Source organism: Nostoc sp. DedQUE09 (assembly GCF_034530915.1).
Lineage (GTDB): Bacteria > Cyanobacteriota > Cyanobacteriia > Cyanobacteriales > Nostocaceae > Nostoc.
The window spans coordinates 1-17,117 of record NZ_JAVRCE010000031.1 but is presented as its reverse complement, the minus strand read 5'-3'; the positions used below and the strand labels follow the sequence as shown (position 1 = coordinate 17,117).

The 17,117-nt window shown below is 42.5% G+C and carries 14 protein-coding genes; 8 read left to right on the top strand and 6 right to left on the bottom strand.

Annotated elements, in window-relative coordinates; translation table 11 throughout:
* Positions 1 to 99: 99 nt before the first annotated feature.
* Both RMY27_RS19735 and sat read right to left on the bottom strand, forming a co-directional pair.
* Positions 100 to 2,211 carry a caspase family protein gene (locus RMY27_RS19735; RefSeq protein WP_322666037.1) on the bottom strand — a complete coding sequence of 704 codons (2,112 nt, stop codon included), beginning with the start codon at positions 2,209 to 2,211 and terminating at the stop codon, positions 100 to 102.
* A gap of 203 nt (positions 2,212 to 2,414) precedes the next feature.
* Entirely contained in the window at positions 2,415 to 3,593 is a 1,179-nt protein-coding gene (gene sat, locus RMY27_RS19730; RefSeq protein ID WP_322666035.1) for a sulfate adenylyltransferase, read from the bottom strand.
* A gap of 191 nt (positions 3,594 to 3,784) precedes the next feature.
* On the opposite strand from sat, the gene RMY27_RS19725 reads away from it, so the two are divergent.
* Positions 3,785 to 4,438 (top strand): Uma2 family endonuclease, encoded by a 654-nt coding sequence (locus RMY27_RS19725; RefSeq protein WP_322666033.1) that lies wholly within the window; start codon positions 3,785 to 3,787, stop codon positions 4,436 to 4,438.
* A 24-nt stretch (positions 4,439 to 4,462) separates the two neighbouring features.
* Positions 4,463 to 4,927 (top strand): hypothetical protein, encoded by a 465-nt coding sequence (locus RMY27_RS19720; RefSeq protein ID WP_322666031.1) that lies wholly within the window; start codon positions 4,463 to 4,465, stop codon positions 4,925 to 4,927.
* 339 nt (positions 4,928 to 5,266) lie between these two features.
* On the opposite strand, the gene mnmA is transcribed toward RMY27_RS19720, so the two are convergent.
* Positions 5,267 to 6,322 (bottom strand): tRNA 2-thiouridine(34) synthase MnmA, encoded by a 1,056-nt coding sequence (gene mnmA, locus RMY27_RS19715; RefSeq protein WP_322666029.1) that lies wholly within the window; start codon positions 6,320 to 6,322, stop codon positions 5,267 to 5,269.
* Positions 6,323 to 6,642: 320 nt separating this feature from the next.
* Here mnmA and RMY27_RS19710 point away from each other — a divergent pair, with 320 nt between their 5' ends.
* From RMY27_RS19710 to RMY27_RS19695, 4 genes are all read left to right on the top strand, one after another.
* Entirely contained in the window at positions 6,643 to 7,593 is a 951-nt protein-coding gene (locus RMY27_RS19710; protein WP_322666028.1) for a hypothetical protein, read from the top strand.
* A 148-nt stretch (positions 7,594 to 7,741) separates the two neighbouring features.
* Positions 7,742 to 8,716: a cysteine synthase A gene (locus tag RMY27_RS19705; RefSeq protein WP_322666025.1), complete on the top strand. Its 975-nt coding sequence runs from the start codon at positions 7,742 to 7,744 to the stop codon at positions 8,714 to 8,716.
* Positions 8,717 to 8,796: 80 nt separating this feature from the next.
* A complete protein-coding gene (locus RMY27_RS19700) occupies positions 8,797 to 9,135 on the top strand; it encodes a (2Fe-2S) ferredoxin domain-containing protein (RefSeq protein WP_322666125.1) in 339 nt (112 codons plus the stop codon).
* 48 nt (positions 9,136 to 9,183) lie between these two features.
* A complete protein-coding gene (locus RMY27_RS19695) occupies positions 9,184 to 10,113 on the top strand; it encodes a DUF5331 domain-containing protein (protein WP_322666023.1) in 930 nt (309 codons plus the stop codon).
* A gap of 5 nt (positions 10,114 to 10,118) precedes the next feature.
* On the opposite strand, the gene RMY27_RS19690 is transcribed toward RMY27_RS19695, so the two are convergent.
* Positions 10,119 to 11,114, bottom strand: a complete 996-nt coding sequence (locus RMY27_RS19690; protein ID WP_322666021.1) for a folate-binding protein — start codon at positions 11,112 to 11,114, stop codon at positions 10,119 to 10,121.
* A gap of 261 nt (positions 11,115 to 11,375) precedes the next feature.
* Positions 11,376 to 11,540, bottom strand: coding sequence for a hypothetical protein (locus RMY27_RS19685; protein ID WP_322666019.1), 165 nt, complete (start codon positions 11,538 to 11,540; stop codon positions 11,376 to 11,378).
* A 154-nt stretch (positions 11,541 to 11,694) separates the two neighbouring features.
* On the opposite strand from RMY27_RS19685, the gene RMY27_RS19680 reads away from it, so the two are divergent.
* Positions 11,695 to 14,037, top strand: coding sequence for a dynamin family protein (locus RMY27_RS19680; RefSeq protein WP_322666017.1), 2,343 nt, complete (start codon positions 11,695 to 11,697; stop codon positions 14,035 to 14,037).
* A gap of 99 nt (positions 14,038 to 14,136) precedes the next feature.
* Here RMY27_RS19680 and RMY27_RS19675 read toward each other — a convergent pair whose 3' ends face one another.
* A complete protein-coding gene (locus RMY27_RS19675) occupies positions 14,137 to 14,625 on the bottom strand; it encodes a hypothetical protein (protein WP_322666015.1) in 489 nt (162 codons plus the stop codon).
* Between the two features lie 163 nt (positions 14,626 to 14,788).
* Between RMY27_RS19675 and RMY27_RS19670 the strand changes: the two genes are divergently transcribed.
* Positions 14,789 to 16,717 carry a serine/threonine protein kinase gene (locus tag RMY27_RS19670; protein WP_322666013.1) on the top strand — a complete coding sequence of 643 codons (1,929 nt, stop codon included), beginning with the start codon at positions 14,789 to 14,791 and terminating at the stop codon, positions 16,715 to 16,717.
* Positions 16,718 to 17,117: the final 400 nt, after the last annotated feature.

The following is a 17,117-nucleotide window of genomic DNA, read 5'->3' as shown; positions in this document are numbered from 1 at the left end:
GAGTGGGAATTCTGACCGAAAAAGCGAATAGCGCAGTTCTTGTAGAGAGTGTCTTGATTCTGAATTCTGAATTCTGCATTCTTCTTCAATCACATTAACTTACAACACTTGAAAACTAAAGCTAAGACTTGCCCAATGATTCACATCCAAGCTATGTGAATCGGCTGTTGTCCCGTTCATCTCCGCTTTGAGGGCACTAGCGTTATGTAAGTCTTGTAGCAAAGCTTGTACAACGTCTAGGGAATTCAACAATGGGCTAATTGGCCCTTGTTCGGCTGTGGAATACTTGGTAGTGTTCAAGGCGGCGAGAGTTTCGCTAAAGGGGGCAGTACTAAAAATTAGTTGGTGTTCGCAAAAGCAAGCTGGCCCTGAAATCACCCATTCAGAAGCAGCATTAGTTTGGGGTAGAGTGAGGGTTTCACCTGGCGCAATGACGGCTTCTTTAAGCAGAGGTTTGGTGTCCGCAGCGTTTAGTTCTTGGGGGGTTTCCCAAGAATAGAAAGCGATCGCTGTATGATTATTATTTAATCCCAGCAAGATTAAATATACTGGGCGATCGCTCTGGTTTTCTAGCCGATATTGCATTCGACTACCGATAGGCACAATCGGAGCGGGGAGTGATTTTTTTATCGAAGTTTCAGGTTTTAAAGTTCGTATTGTTTCACGCTGCATCACTACCTGTGGTGATATACCACTAATTATTTCTAAAGTAGCCTTGAGAGCCAAGCGGGAAGAACCTTGATTTTCTGTAAGTCGCCATAACTTGGCTGCAAGCAGAGTTGAGAATTTTGGTGCTAACCTTTGCACTGTTAATTTCACTGCTTCTCCTACTTCTCCAGTGGTATTGAGAATTACCTCGCCACCAAGAGAAAATAGACCATAACGACTGGGAATTTCCTGTAGTTTGGCAAATAAATAATCAGCTGGTTTTTCCCCTACGACTACGGTGGAGACATGGGGAAAGGCAGCGAAGGCACTTGTGGCGTCTACCCGCTCAATTCTTTCCAATCCAGTATCCAAAGCAATTATTAAATGAATATTTCGGGCTAAAACCCGGACAGCTTCTTGGACAAGTTGCCCAACTTGTAGGGGATTTGCACCTTCAATTTGGGAAATTTGCGCTTTTGCTGTTAGCCCAGTCCGCGATCGCAATACTAATTCTTCTGTTGTTGTTGCCAGGGTAAATCGAGAATTAACTCCGTAGTATAGCAGCACTTGTGGCGGTAATCCTGCTAACCACAACTGGACTGTTTTGCCGTCTTGTTCAATCGCTGTCACCGCGCCTTCTGCACCAATAATACTGTCTGACGGTAGAGACGTTAAATGTTGATTTTTTTGACTACCTAATAACGCTGCTTGCTGTTTACTACCCAATTTGGATAGAGAATTTTCCATATAAGAGAGAGCGACTTGAATTCTGGTAGTTGGGGTGAATTCCCACAAATACTGCGTCAAGGCGTAGGTAAATAACCCAGCACTAAAACCAGAAAAGAGTTCTTCCCTAGCAGACTGCTTTGGATTTGAGGTAGCTGCTAAGACGATTGGAGTGCTGGGTAACTTTTGAGTTTTAAGTTGTTGAAGAAAGTCGAGTTCTTCTGCTGCTAGCTTTGTTTCTAATGATTCCTGAAGGGCGCGACTTTTTAATCCTAATACTGGGGTTGGCGCATAATAGCTAGTATCTAATACTGCTGTGACTCGATCTGTAGGGAGCGATCGCAATAATAGCAGTAGAGTTTCTTCTAATATATAGTTGACTATTTTCTCGTCTTGCGATATGAAACTGGCATTAGTTGGCACCAAAGCGTTTTGCATTGTCTCTAGTGATGTCTCTAATTTGACACGACTGCCATAACCGCTAAAGTGAAAGAGGACTACATCACTGGGTTTAGCTTGCTTACCCAGATGATCCAAAAAAGCCGCCTCAATGAATTCCCTACTAGCTTGTTCCTCAGTTAAAGTTAGGATATCTGACCCTTGGAAACCAAAGCGATGAATCAAAAGTTCTCTTTGTAGTTCCACATCCGTCAAACAACCACTGAGGGCTGGAATTTTTGGGTATTGGTTAATACCTATTAACAATGCCAACTTGCGCGGACTGGGTTGTGCCAAAGCCTGATAATAGCGATTTCCTAAAGGCAACCACTCAGCTTCAGCGATCCCCAATACCGCGAGTATTGAGCCAATTCTCTCTAAAAACGCGCGACGTTTCATAATTAGTTATCAGCCCTCAGCTATTCAGTTAGCAGCTTACAGGGCTGAACTCTGTATTGTAAAGTTACAAAAGTGTGGAGAGCAGGGGGCAGGGGAGCAGGGGAGCAGGGGAGCAGGGGGAGAATTCGTAACTCCTAACTCGTAACTCTTAACTCCTCACTCAGCACTCAGTACTCAGCACTCAGCACTGTTTTACCAATACCCTAAGCCGTTACTTCTATCCGCATTGCCCGTGCCAACTCTGCTGCTACCTCTGGACGAGAAAATTCTGGTGGAGGTAATTCACCGCGCCGCAGCATTTCTCTAACTTTTGTCCCTGATAGGTGAATGCGTTCTTCTGGCCTGCTGGGACTGGTTTTAGATGTTGCCATCTGCTTAGTGCGCGTGCAGTAAAAAGCGTGTTCAAATTTCATCGGCACAATGCCTAATTCACTTGGCTCAAATTCATCAAAGATGTACTGAGCGTCGTAAGTGCCGTAATAGTCACCGACACCAGCATGATCCCGCCCGACGATAAAGTGAGTACAGCCGTAGTTTTTGCGGACTAAAGCATGGAATATAGCCTCACGAGGCCCAGCATAGCGCATTGCGGCTGGATTGATTGCCAGAGCTACCCGCTCTAAGGGGTAGTAATGTTCCAGCAAAATTTCATAGCAACGCATCCGCACATCAGCAGCGATATCATCTTCTTTTGTCGCCCCAACTAATGGGTGCAAAAATAAACCATCAACAATTTCTAAAGCGCACTTTTGAATATATTCATGGGCGCGGTGAATGGGGTTGCGAGTTTGAAAGCCGACGATGGTTTTCCAACCCTTGTCTTTAAATAGTTGCCGTGAGGCAGCTGGATCGATTTGATAAGTGGGAAACTGGGGATGAGGTTCGCGTTGTAACAACCAAATATCACCCGCCAGATGTACAGTACCTTGGTTATAGAGTACCTGCACACCAGGATGTTTGACATCATCAGTGCGGTAGACTTTTATTGCTTCGCGGGTTTTGTCATAGTTATACTTTTGCGTGAGTTGCAAAACTCCGATAAATTCGCCTCTGGAGTTATCCAGACGGATTAAGCCGCCTTCTTGTAACGGGGAAGCTACTTCTTCGCTTACCGATAGTGTAATCGGGATTGACCACACAAGACCGTTAGCTAGTCGCATTTCTGTAACAGTGCGATCGTAGTCTTCTTGGTTCATAAAACCCGTCAGTGGACTAAAAGCACCGATCGCAATCATTTCTAGATCGGAAACGGCGCGAGCGTCAAGTTGTACTCGCGGCAAAAAGTCAGCTTTTGAGAGAAACTCTGCTCTTTGTTCTGGTGTGGCGATACGGTTAACCAACTGTCCACCGTGCGGGGCTATGGCATCTGGATTTTGACTCAACGTAATCCCCTCTTTGTATTAACTGTTATTGTTTCAGATTATGTACTAACTTATCAAATGCTGGTACGTAGAGAAAAAGAGTTTAGGGAATGGAGGAAAATTTTGCAACTAGCCTGTAAGCGAGCTGATTAGGTTACTCTAAAGCTAATCCGGCCTCAATCAGAATATGTTCCTTTATAAGGAAAATGCTTATGACTGCTGTACCCCCCGTTGTTAAACCTGTTAGCCAAATGCGGCTAGCGCCTGATAGTACAGTGTCTATTCAAGATGTCAGCTGGGAAGAATTTGAGTCGATCTTGCAAGAACTGGGGGAAAAGCGATCACTACGAGTTGCTTACAGCAAGTCTACGTTGGAAATTATGGTTCCTCTATCCGAACATGAAAAATCAAAGGACTTAATTTCGGATATTGTAAAAATCTTGTTGAAGATCGCAGGGAAAAGTTATGAACCCTTTGGTTCAACCACCTTCAAGCGGGAAAATACAGCAGGGGTAGAACCAGATGCTTGTTTCTACATCCAGAATTACCAAAGAATGATTGGTCGTCGCAAACTCGAACCAAACGATCCGCCTCCTGATTTGGCAATTGAAACAGATGTGACATCAAAAACAACTCTTGATGCTTATGAAGCGATCGCTGTTCCAGAACTATGGATTTACGATAGTAAAAAGCTGAGGATTTATCTACTTAGGGATGGACATTACATCGAATCCGATCGCAGTCCTAATTTTCCAAATATCCCTGTAACTCAAATTATTGCCGCTATAGTTGAACGAGCTTGGCAAGTAGGAACCGTACAAGCTTTGGAGGAGTTTGAAGGGGCAATTAACAAAAGTATTTCTTGATTAATTTCTAATATTGCATCAAGTATGTTTGACCCGATAGAGTACGCTGATGAACGAATGGACTCAAAACAAGAAAATGAGTTACTGAAATGGCTTCATCAACTTGATGACGAGCAGAAATTTACCTTTGTTTGGCGCGTGCTAAGTGCAAATGCTTGGAAAGGATGCGAATTAGCCAAGCGTTCGCAACTCAAGCCCATTTTTTTAGAAGTGATTCTCGAAAAAGGACTTGTTTACGGTGATGCAAGTTCAGTAAAGTGGTGGATTAAAGCAGTTTTACCAGGTTTAGGTCATAGACGAGTACTTGAGATTATCAAAGCTCATATAAACATTGCTCCATTGTCTGTATATAAAACCCTGTATTGGCTACCTTGGTTATACGATAACCAATCGAAACAAATTAAAAATGAGATCCTGGTGCTTGAAATAGAATTCAGTAAAAAATATCCAAACTATCGACCCCTTAGAAGTGTAGGTACTCATGCTTAACAGTTGATTGTACAATTGCTGGCAGCGTGCGATCGCTTGTTAAAATTCGTTGCTGCAATTTGATACTGATATGTCAATAAATGGCAATTTTTGCCATGATATGTTCGAGTAAAAATTAGAAAAGTAATACTAGTGAAAAGTATCAATATAGGATCTCTACCTGACGCTATGTGAGCTTATGTAAAGAAAAAGGTTTGCAAATGCAGGCAGAAGTTCGCGGATTAAAAACAGAAAATCATCGCATTTTGGATATCTTGCAAAATCCCAATACCGAAGATGATTCTTCGACATAATTAAAGAGACATTGGATTGCAACGTCTCTACATCAGCGATTAATTGTTAAGTAAACTGTTCAATTATTCCGCCACCTAACACTTTCTCGCCGTCGTACCACACCGCCGCTTGTCCGGGGGTAATGCTGAATTGGGGTTCATCAAACACCAAACGCACACGGGAGTTTTCTAACGGAATCACCGTCACTGGTGTAGCCGTTGAACGATAGCGAATTTGCACTTCGGCATGAATTGGGGTGGATGGTTCAGCAATGGAAACCCAATTTACCCGTCCGATAGTGCATTCTGGTTGAGTTACCTTGGTGCGATCGCCTACTACTACTTTATTATTTTTCGCATCTAATTCAATCACATACAACGGTTCAGCAGCAGCAATTCCCAAGCCTTTGCGCTGGCCAATAGTGTAGTGATGGACACCATCATGCTGACCCAAAACTTTGCCTGTAGTATCGACAATATCGCCTGTTTTGGGAGCTAAATATTTATCCAAAAATGCCCGCATGGAACCGTTACTTTCCACTAAGCATAAGTCTTGACTTTCTGGCTTGTCAGCAGTTTTCAGTCCGTATTCAGTTGCAATCCGGCGCGTCTCAGTTTTTTCTAGTTCACCCAGAGGAAATATAGTTGCTGCAAGTAAATCTTGAGACAAATCATAGAGAAAGTATGATTGGTCTTTGTTACGGTCAACAGCCCTTAATAATTGGTAACGTCCAGTTGATTCGTCATAGCTAATGCGGGCATAATGACCAGTGGCAATGCGATCGCATCCCAATTCTTCACGAGCATACTGCACCATTGGCCCAAACTTCACCGTTTTATTGCATTGGGAGCAAGGCAAAGGTGTAATCCCTGCACTGTAACCAGTCACCAGGTAATCGACAATATGCGTCTGAAAGACATCCCGAATATCTACAACCTGATGGGGAACGCCCAGTTGTTCACAGAGTTCAGCCGCGTCGATCATACCTTCAGAGCAACATTGACCTTTGCCTTTCATTAGCCAAAGAGTCAAACCAATCACTTCATAGCCCTGATGGTGCAGGATAGCTGCGGCGGTGGAACTGTCAACGCCACCAGAAAGACCAACGACGACTTTTTTCATACAAAGCACGACACGATAGCTGCGTGGTTGTCCAATTGTAGCATATACTCTTCAAAGCCTTGCTACTAAAGCACTTCAGTTTTCAAGTCTTTGAATTAGCGTCGGCGTAGCCCATCCTAGACATCGCTATTCACTCCTTCATCTAAGATTAATTACAGATGTATTTTTTGCCACGCAGATGAGGTAACTTTACGTTAACGCTATATAGTTGCTACAACGGTGAACTAATTAGTTCCTGATGGAAATTACCTAAAAAATACTGTGACTACTTTCTAACTATTATGTCGAGAGGAATATCAAGTAAATTTATCCCATTTCAGATGTGGCGCCGAAGTTCTGAGGGTTGGAAGCCTACGATCAGACTTCTTTTTTTGCTAGTAGGAGGATGGTTAGTACTGATTCCCGACTCTACCCCAGCGCAAGCACAAATTTCCAACAGCAACGTGCTACTGGCTCAAGAAACTGGTGAGATTTTACCGCCAATTCCTTTTGGTCAACAGCCATCACCGCAGTTACAACCAAGTCAAGCAGAGGACTTCAATCAACCGGAAGTGAACTTTCAGCCCACCCAACCAGTACAAGACACTCAATTTGAGCAGAATTTTCAGCCTTCCCAGCCATTACAGAACAATCAATTTGAGCAGAATTTTCAGCCTTCTCAACCATTACCGAACAATCAATTTGAGCAGAACTTTCAGCCCTCTCAACGTTCACAGTTTAGTCAATATAACCAGAACTTTGAGCGCTATTTAGTTTATGTTGATGGTAGTGATTTCCAAACACTACAAGCCATACGTCAGATTGAACCCAGTGCTTACATTCGCCAGTTCCAAGGTCGGACTGTAATTCAGTCAGGAGTTTTTAACAGAGTAGCCAACGCCCAACAACGGGTGAATGAGCTACAGTCACTAGGCATATATAACGCCCGAATTATCAGCTTTGGTAACGGACAGGAAATAAATGCAGACAATGGCAACTATAACTATAGAGACGATCGCAATAATATAAATGCTAATAGGCGAGTCTCTAGATATTATGTCGCCATTCCCACCACTTCCGAACAGTTACCTGCGATCGCAGCACAAGTTAGGCAGAATCTAGGCGGATTGACCCAAGATTTAGGACGATCTGGCGGAGTCCTCGAAAGAACGCAACCACGGGGTCCACACGTAGCAGTCGGGCCTTTCCCCAATCGATTCCAAGCTGAGGAATGGAACAAGTATATGCGAAAGCTCGGATACGGTAATGCCAGGGTTTACTACGGAAAGTGAATTAGTGGGGAGTTAGGAGTGAGATAGGGAGTACACCAACGGCAAGGTGCCTAATGTAAGTATCATAGAATTTTAGGCAAATCAGTTGTAAATCATGCTACAGCTATAAGCCAAAATTTTTATAGGGACTCACACAAGTACAGTCAAAATGGATATAAAGAATGGCTTCGTTGGCGCTGTTGGCAACACCCCTTTAATTCGCTTAAACAGTTTTAGCGAAGAAACAGGGTGTGAAATCCTTGCAAAAGCAGAATTTCTCAATCCTGGGGGTTCTGTCAAAGACCGCGCCGCACTTTACATCATCGAAGATGCAGAAAAGAAAGGTCTACTCAAACCTGGTGGTACCGTTGTAGAAGGAACTGCTGGTAATACTGGCATTGGACTAGCACATATTTGCAACGCCAAAGGCTACAAATGCCTAATTATTATTCCCGATACCCAGTCACAAGAAAAGATAGACGCGCTGACAGCACTAGGAGCAGAAGTTCGTCCCGTCCCCGCCGTACCCTACAAAGACCCAAACAACTACGTCAAGCTATCTGGCAGAGTCGCAGCTGAGTTGGAAAATGCCATTTGGGCAAATCAGTTTGATAATTTAGCCAACCGCCTCGCCCACTACGAAACCACAGGGCCGGAAATTTGGACGCAGACAGATGGTAAAATAGATGTATGGACAACTGCAACAGGTACTGGTGGTACTTATGCTGGTGTAGCATTGTACTTAAAAGAACAAAATCCAGCAATTAAATGTGTTGTTGCCGATCCGCTGGGTAGTGGACTTTATAGCTATGTCAAAACTGGCGAAATCAACATAGAAGGAAATTCAATCACTGAAGGCATCGGTAACGGTCGTGTCACAGCCAATATGGAAGGCGCACCTGCTGATGATGCCATCCAAATCGATGATCAAGAAGCTTTGCGAGTAGTTTACCAACTGCTGAGGAAAGATGGTTTGTTAATGGGCGGCTCAACGGGTATTAATGTTGGGGCAGCTGTTGCCTTAGCGAAGCAATTAGGACCAGGACACACCATCGTCACCATCTTGTGTGATAGTGGTTCCCGGTATCAATCGCGGATATTCAACTCTGAATGGCTAGCCTCAAAAGGACTTGCAATAGATTAGTCATTAGTCATTAGTCATTGGTCATTAGCTTCCAACTTCTGACTTTTGGCAAATGACAAATGACAAATGACAAAGAACAAATGACCAACATCATTCAACCACCAGACTTCTCAAAAATAGATCGGGACTCTGTTCCTAAATGTGTGCGAGTCTGTCAAAATCGTACTTGTAAAAAGCAAGGTGCAACTAAGGTTTTAGCAGCTTTTACAGCTTTGCCAATCCCTGGTGTAACTGTAACGGCTAGCAGCTGTTTGGGACAATGTGGTAATGGGCCAATGGTGCTGATATTACCCGATATGGTCTGGTATAGCGGTGTGCAACCGGATGAAGTATCTCTACTGATAGAAAATCATTTGCTAGGTGGTCAAAGAGTCAAACAGATGCTTTATTATCGGTTTCATCCCCAGAAATCAAGCTAATTAAAAATATCAAGGTCTGCAATCTTGTTGACTGAAGTGAGGCATCCAATGAATATCCAGCAGCTGCGTCAATCCTTAAAACAAAAGTGGCTTATTTACTACAAGCAAAATACTTCCTGGCTGGTCAAAATGCGAATTTGGGCCACTTACGATGGTCTGCGCCGTCCTTTGTCCGGTTTTATTTTGGCAACACTGTCTGTTTTAGAACCCCAGTTTGATGAAATACTTGCTTTTATGTTGGAGCTGAATAACGATCCAGATAAAATAGTCGCCGCTTTAGGTCTTAACTTTAATCCTGATCAAGAGTTACGTTTAATAAAATCAGAGCATTCTATGGCTACAAGCCAAGTTGAAAGCGAGTTGGCAGATGAGAAGCATTCTGAGGATAAACATCTGTCATCGGTTGTAAGTGCCAGCAAGATTGCCTCTCATTCTCTTGCCAATACTCTAGATTCCAACTTGTCACGCGCCGATGAACTTATGCCATCGATTACAGCTACTACTGAAGTAGTTCGCACACGCAAACCGGAGTTGGTAGTAGCTGCAACTAAAATTGCTCCAGACACTCCGGTAAAAACGCCATCCTCTGGTTTGCCAAGAGAATATCAACCAGTACGCTGGCACTCTGGCCAGTTACCTTCACGAGGATCGGCGACAATGACCAGTGAGGTTAACAGCAAAGCCAAAACTATGCCATCTGTGGCATTAGCTACTGAGGTTAAAAGCAACGCACCACCTGCCCGAATCCCTGTGGGCGCATCATTGGCAATTACCACTGAGATTAATAGTAATGGTAAACCAGGGCGATCGCTAGCAATTACTACTGAAGTTAAAAACAACGGCAAAGAACCGAATATTCAACCACAAGAGGTTAAAAGCAAAGTGAATTTACCAACCACAAATGCCCGTAGTATAGCTTCTTGGGTAGATGAATTTTGTTACGGTGCTAGGGAGAAAGAGAAAGATATTTTTATTTGAACTACTTACGGATATTCGTGAGAAACAAACGGGATTTCTATGACTTCACCCTCAGTTTCTCCCACTTTGACTTTTAAACCTACACCACCAGCTTTGGTGCGAATGTAACCTAGTCCAAAGTAACCATCGGCAGTTTGGGTGTAACTGGTAAGTTTGCCGACCTTTTCATCTCCAACTGCGATCGCACTTCCAACTTCCACAGGGGCGCTGAGGCGAACACCAAGCAGGTGTTGTTTTACACCTTTATATGTGTTTAACCGCGCAATAGTTTCTTGCCCAATATAGCAACCTTTAGTAAAAGAAATTGTTTGCCACAAACCAACTTCCAGAGGATTGTAATCATCTGTGAGTTCTGCATCTGGGGCGGGGCGGCCTTGTAAGATTCGCAAAGCATCCCAAGCGCGATCGCTCATTTCTACCGCTCCTGCTTCTAACAGTTTGTTCCACACTGTTTCTTTGTCAGTATAAGGGAAAGTTAAGGTGTATCCAGGCGCAGCTAACCCGCTACCTACAGCAATCCGCACTCCCTCAGCCGGAGCGATTGTGTATACTTGGTGACTACCGTAAGGTTGTCCAATAAGTTCGCCAATACCCAACTTTTCTAAAACAGCGTCGCTTCCTGGGCCAATGAGGCTGAAGGTATTGGTGTATTGTGTAATATCAGATAATTCCACCTTGTCGGCATAGAAAATATATTTATCCAGCCATTCCATCAAAAACTGGCGACGGTTAGGTGAAACCAGCAAGATGACTGCATCTTCTCTAACGTAGGCGGTTACTAAATCAATTGTTCTGGCTGTGGAAGTGACAAAAACCGTATCACAACCTTGTCCTGGCTTGAGTATTTGGAAATTATTAGTACTTTGGTTGTGTAAGAAATTCAAGCGATCGTCGCCAGCTACTTTAATCCGTCCCCAAGCGGTGCGATCGCAGATTGCAACCCCAACTCTGGCGGCTTGGATAGCTGCTGCGTCTTTATCGTCAAGTGTAGATGTTGGCATAGCGATGAGAAGTTGCCCTGTTTCAATGTTGTCGCACTGGAAATCTTAGCAAATAAGCGTTTGCGGCTTCAATCTACCTCCGGTTTTCTTCTAGCGTTAATCAAAATCTTATCAACATCGCGATTTTGTGAAGAATATTAAAGCTGTGGTTAGCAAAATCATTATTTTGTTCATGAAAATCGTGATTTTGTAAAAAACATTTAAGCTGTGGTTAGTAAAATCATTCTTTTGTTAATGAAAATCGTTATTTTGTGGAAAATATTAAAGCTGTCGCGACTTACTTAACTTTAGCAAGGCTTGAAGTGATATATCTCGATTATCTGCAACTTTTTCGAGCGATCGCAATGTATCTGTTGGTATCTTTATTGATACTGTTTCTGTCGCACGGGGTCTTAAGTGTATTTCTAGTTTTTCAAGATTCTTCATATAGCTTTCTTTGAATGCGAGTACCTGGATGATTAGTTAATTAGGATGGGGTGCGATCGCCTTTAGTATGGCAGTGCAATCACTGAGGCAAGTATTTTCATTAGTAATTTAAGCTGTACGTGCTTTAGCTAAACTTTCCCTCACATAATTAATTATGTCCTCTGAACAGTTTCAAGCAGCACACAACAGCATATACAACACTGGCACACGTCTTTTACAGTACCTTCAAGAAATTCGCCAAGGCCGCCTCAGCGAAGGAGACGATACCAAAGGTTTGCAGAATGTCGAAGATGAGATCAACAAAGCCCTACACGCATTGAAAGAGCAAAAGTATCAGGTAGCTGTGATTGCAGCAATGAAGGCTGGCAAGAGTACCTTTTTGAATGCCGTGATTGGCGCTGATGTTCTGGCAAGTGAATCAGAAGCCTGTACAGTCTGCCGTACTGATATCCGACCAATTGACGCTAGCGCTACGCCAAGACTGTTGGAGTATCGACAGGGGCAAAAGAAACCTGTTGTTATTGCCGAAGGTGACTCTAGTGTGATTCGGCAAAAATTTTTAGATCACACTCACAAGCTTCGAGCTACAGCTAATCATGACAATACCACACGCTTTGAATTAGAGCATCCCATAGAAGCGATCAGCAAACTGTCATCACTAACTGGTTTTACCTTGGTTGACACTCCAGGCCCCAACGAGTGGGAATCCGCAGGCTTTAGCACAGTTGCACTCAAGCAAACAGCTTTGGAAGCGCTGCGAACATGTGATGCTATTTTGTTTGTTTTAGATTACTCATCTTTTAGGGACAATACTAATTCAGAGTTGCTTCAAGACTTGATAGCGCAGCGTGGAGAATTTCTTGCAAATAACACAGGAAAAATCTACTTCATTCTCAACAAAGTTGATCGAAAAGCAGAAGGAGATCGAGACATTAATGATGTAATAGCAGATTTGAAGCAGGCTTTGATAGGATTTGGCATTCCAGATCCCATAATTTACCCTACGAGTGCATGGCAAGGACTTTTAGCTAAATTAATCCAACAAGATACAGCCAGCGATAGCCATTTAAAGAATTTCAAAAGATTCTTTAGTGCTAAATATGCGATAGAGAATGAGGAAGGCGACTCTGTAACCCCTGCTCCAAAGAAAATTGCACTACGGGCTTTAAAAGATAGTTTTATTCCGACTATTGAAGAATCAGTGATTCAAACTGTAGTCCAAAACTCTGGGTGGAATCTTCTAAGTGATGTTTTGGCAAGTCTTATTAAGGCAGGTAAGTCCATTGAAGATACTCTGAACACACGGTTCATCGGCTGGGAGATGGAGATTGAAACCCTTAAACAAAAAGTAGAAGAGTACAGAAAACGTGCTATTTCGGCTAAAAGAAAGGTTGAAGATGTCAAGAACTCTGTAGAGCAACAAAAACAGAAGTTAATGAAGGGCTTTAGCAAAGGAATTAATATGTTTGCTGAGGGTGCTAAAACTAACATACAAGATGAAATTGATCAGATTGCTCACTCTAGGTCTGCTAAATCTCAAACAACAAAAATTCCAAATAACTCTCAAGAAATGGAAACACAAGAATTTAATACAGATAATTTGGGAGGAATTATAGAGGATTTTACTGAAGGTATACTTGAATTTTTTCCTGGTTTAAGAGGTTTAAGTAAAATATTTAGAGTAGGTGTTAAAGTTGGAGAATCTTTATTAAATTCTCTTACGAAATCTTTTCCTGAATATTTGAATAGCCAAGATTCTTATGTGGAGATAGAGCAAACTAAAATTGCTGATCCATATAAAATAAGAGTTAAGTCTAAAAAAGATGCTGAAACGATTAAACTCACAATTAATCAATTTTGCGCTCCGCATATTCAAAATTTATGGTTAGAAACGCAAGATAGGTTGGTTAGGGACGGAACAAAATTCCGAGAAGAATTAGTGCAAATAATCCAAAATGATATTCAAATGATATCAAATGAGTTATCTGATTATCTGGGACAAAGTTTAGAAATTGAGCTTAATATTAATAAAATTCAATTTCCTAAATTTAAATTTAAAGGTATTGACGCAGTAATTCAACATCAACAAGATGTCATTATTGGAAACAAATCAAAAAAGATAAGCGGGACTTGCTGTCAACCAGATTATTATGTTGATATTCCAATTCAAGGAAATGTTTACGACATTGACTTAAAAGAAACAGCAAGGTTAATTCAGCAAAAGATAGATGAGCAAGTTTTAAAAAACCAACACCTACTAGAGAAAGTTATTGATAAACAGGTATCGAAAGATTTCAGACATGCAGAACAGCAAATTAATGAATACATGAACAAGTTTCAAGAGCAGTTTGACAGCGTGTTGAGAGAACGCGAAACTAGAGAGACCGAAAAGGAGCAAATTCTTGCGACTGTTGAAACTCAGAAAGTAAAACTTAATGAATATTTGAGCGAATTGGCTCCTATTCAAGCATCTTTAAATAATTGGAAGCCAGTATAAACTATTAGGTAGGCGGCTAAGACAGGCTTAAAAAGCTCATTAACCCACGCACGCAGCTAGGTTTGGTTCGTATAGCCCCAGAATTCTATTTTGAGGGCTTTAACTCTCTGGCAATTTAGCAAACGCCTGCTCAACCAACTCCTTTGACTTAGCATCCAAACGCAGCCAATCCACTTCACCGAATTCATCGATTAAACTAGTATCAATATCAGCAACTTCGTTCTGTGGTGTGTATTCAAGAAAACACACTTCATAACACAGTTCCCACAAATCGATACTCGCTTCTTGCTGTTGACGCTGCAAACGTAGATGATATCCTGGATGGGGCATCGGCAGACGAGCCAGAGTTCCTCTGATTTCATCTGCTTCTTGGGGCGTTGCAGTTTCCATTGCTCGCAACAGTTCAGTCACCAATGCTTTGATTTCATCAGTGGTGCTAGGCGGCCAAATCAGGACATCATGGTAAGTTCCTGTCCAGGAAGATTCATCAAGCTGCTTGCGGATGTTGTCGATAACGCGAATGAAAGCAGGCTGCATGAGGATTTCAGCCTGCTGCCATGCAACTGGATTTGTTATTTTAGGTGGCATTGGTAATAAACAGGGGCACTAAAAGAAAAATAAACAGTCTGCGTTTATTAAAAAGCTGCGTTTTTAATCTAAATCTTTTCTCAAGATAGCGGATTTCATTGAAGAAAATTTGGAGATATTTATTACCAGCTGGAAAATTAGGTAATAACTCTGGGGAGTGAACATGATAGGCAAGCTACTAGACCATCGTTACCAAGTAATTCGAGTCCTCGCGATGGGAGGATTTGGTCAAACTTACATTGCCCAAGATACTAGGCGACCCGGCAATCCCATTTGCGTTGTTAAACACCTCAAACCCGGAACTGACCCCAGAGTTTTTGATACTGCTAAACGTCTGTTCAACAGCGAAGCCGAAACATTGGAAAAACTGGGCAATCATGACCAAATACCCAGGTTGCTAGCGTATTTTGACGAAAACCAAGAATTTTATCTAGTACAAGAATATATTGAAGGACATACCCTAGCTGAAGAACTGATACCTGGTAAGCGCTGGAGTGAAAGCCAGGTAGTTCAACTGTTGCAGGAAGTTCTAGAGATTCTCGAATTTGTCCATCGCCAAGGCGTGATTCACCGCGATATCAAACCGGATAATATCATCCGCCGCGCCTCAGATAATAAGTTAGTTTTAGTAGACTTTGGGGCAGTGAAGCAACTGCGTACACAACTAGTGACAGTGGGCGGACAAGCATCTGCTACAGTGGTTATCGGCACTCCTGGCTATATGCCCACAGAACAAGGGCAAGGTAAACCTCGTCCCAACAGCGATATCTATTCCCTTGGCATCATCGCCATTCAAGCATTAACAGGATTACAGCCAACAGAATTGCAAGAAGACCCGGAAACAGGGGAAATTATCTGGCGGCATTCAGTAACCGTAAATTATCGGCTGGCAGAAGTGTTGTCCAAGATGGTGCGTTATCACTTCAAAGACCGCTACCAAAACGCTACGGAAGCACTGCAAGCGTGTAAAGACGTGATTAATCCTGTACCTGCACTTTCCATACCTCAAGAAGCCGCCAAAAATCCCAGTTACCAAGTAGCCAAATCCCAGCCTCAAGTATCTCGGTTGCAAACTATTGCAGTAGCACCAGCAAATCCTGTCCCTGCTAAACCTGCGCGTAAAGACTCTAGTAAATCCGACCCCTGGCCGATATTAATTGGCATATTACTGGCAGGTGGTGCGGCTGCCTTGGTAGCGAATGTATATCCAAATGTGAAAAATTTAGCTTTAAATCTTACAGGTAAGGATACCGTCTTAGCAAATAAATGCTCGGCCGTTGTCGTCGGCAATTCTAATATCCGTTCTGAACCTAGTTCGATAAATTCTAATAATATTGTGCAAACTGTTGCGAATAACACCAATTTCGAGGTTACTGGCAAGCGGACAAAACGAGGTTGGATAGAAGTTAAGCTTAAATCTGGTGGTTCGGCTTGGGCACACTCGGATGTGATAACTAATAATCAGGAATGGGGTTCTTGCCTGCGTGAAAAGGGCATTGCAACTAGGATTGTAGATGATAGTAGCTTAATTGCGACTCGAACAATTCCCAAGGCAAAACCAAAATCTAAGGATGTAGTAAGTCCATTATCAGAAAAGCCGAAGGGGTCAACTGACGATGCTGGGAAATCAGAACGATCGCAGCCTAATGATAACAGTGCCAATATTATAGAACAAGCAAAAAAGAAGTATGATTCAGGGGATATAATTGGTGCGATCGCACTTTTAAGATCGGTTCCGGAAAATGCTGCTTCTGGTATCCAAGAAACAGGCAAAATGATTGACCAGTGGCAGGAAGATTGGGCGAAGGCGGAGGCATTATCTAATGAGATCAACAAAGCAATAGATGATGGTAAATGGGATAAAGTTTTAGATTATAGAAACCATCCAGAAAAATTGCCTAATACTCAATATTGGCGAAATAGAATAGAACCATTATTTAAACAAGCAGCCGAAAATCTAGCGAAACAGACACTAACTGAGCTAAAAAATCAAGGTAATCAGAAAAATACCCAACAGAAACTTCCTGATACTAACCAACCTCCAACCACAGAGAGTCCTAATAGCACAGAAACTCCTAAAACTGACTTTTAACAGTTATCAGTAAACACAGTTTATATTGTTCCCAGCCAGAAACTAGGAGGGAGCATATCACCTTTGCAAATATACCAGGCGATTTCCATTCGCCAGGGTAGGCGTGTTTTTACACTCATTGAGATGCTCCCAACCGGGAACAGCTAAATTAACGTGAGTTCGACAGACCTCTCCCTCCCAGCCTCCCTCTCCTAAAAAACGTTCGCGAAGCGTCTCCGTAAGGAGAGGGAAGAGTAACGAAAAAATAGGGTTTTTGCTCCCCTCTCCTTGTAGGCTACGGTGTACACACATCCTGGCAATTAAACCCAAACCTTGGATTTACCCCCCTTAATCCCCCCTTATAAAGCAGGGCTGTTTCATTCCCTAAAACAGGTAAAATTGCAAGTGTTGAGGGGAAAAA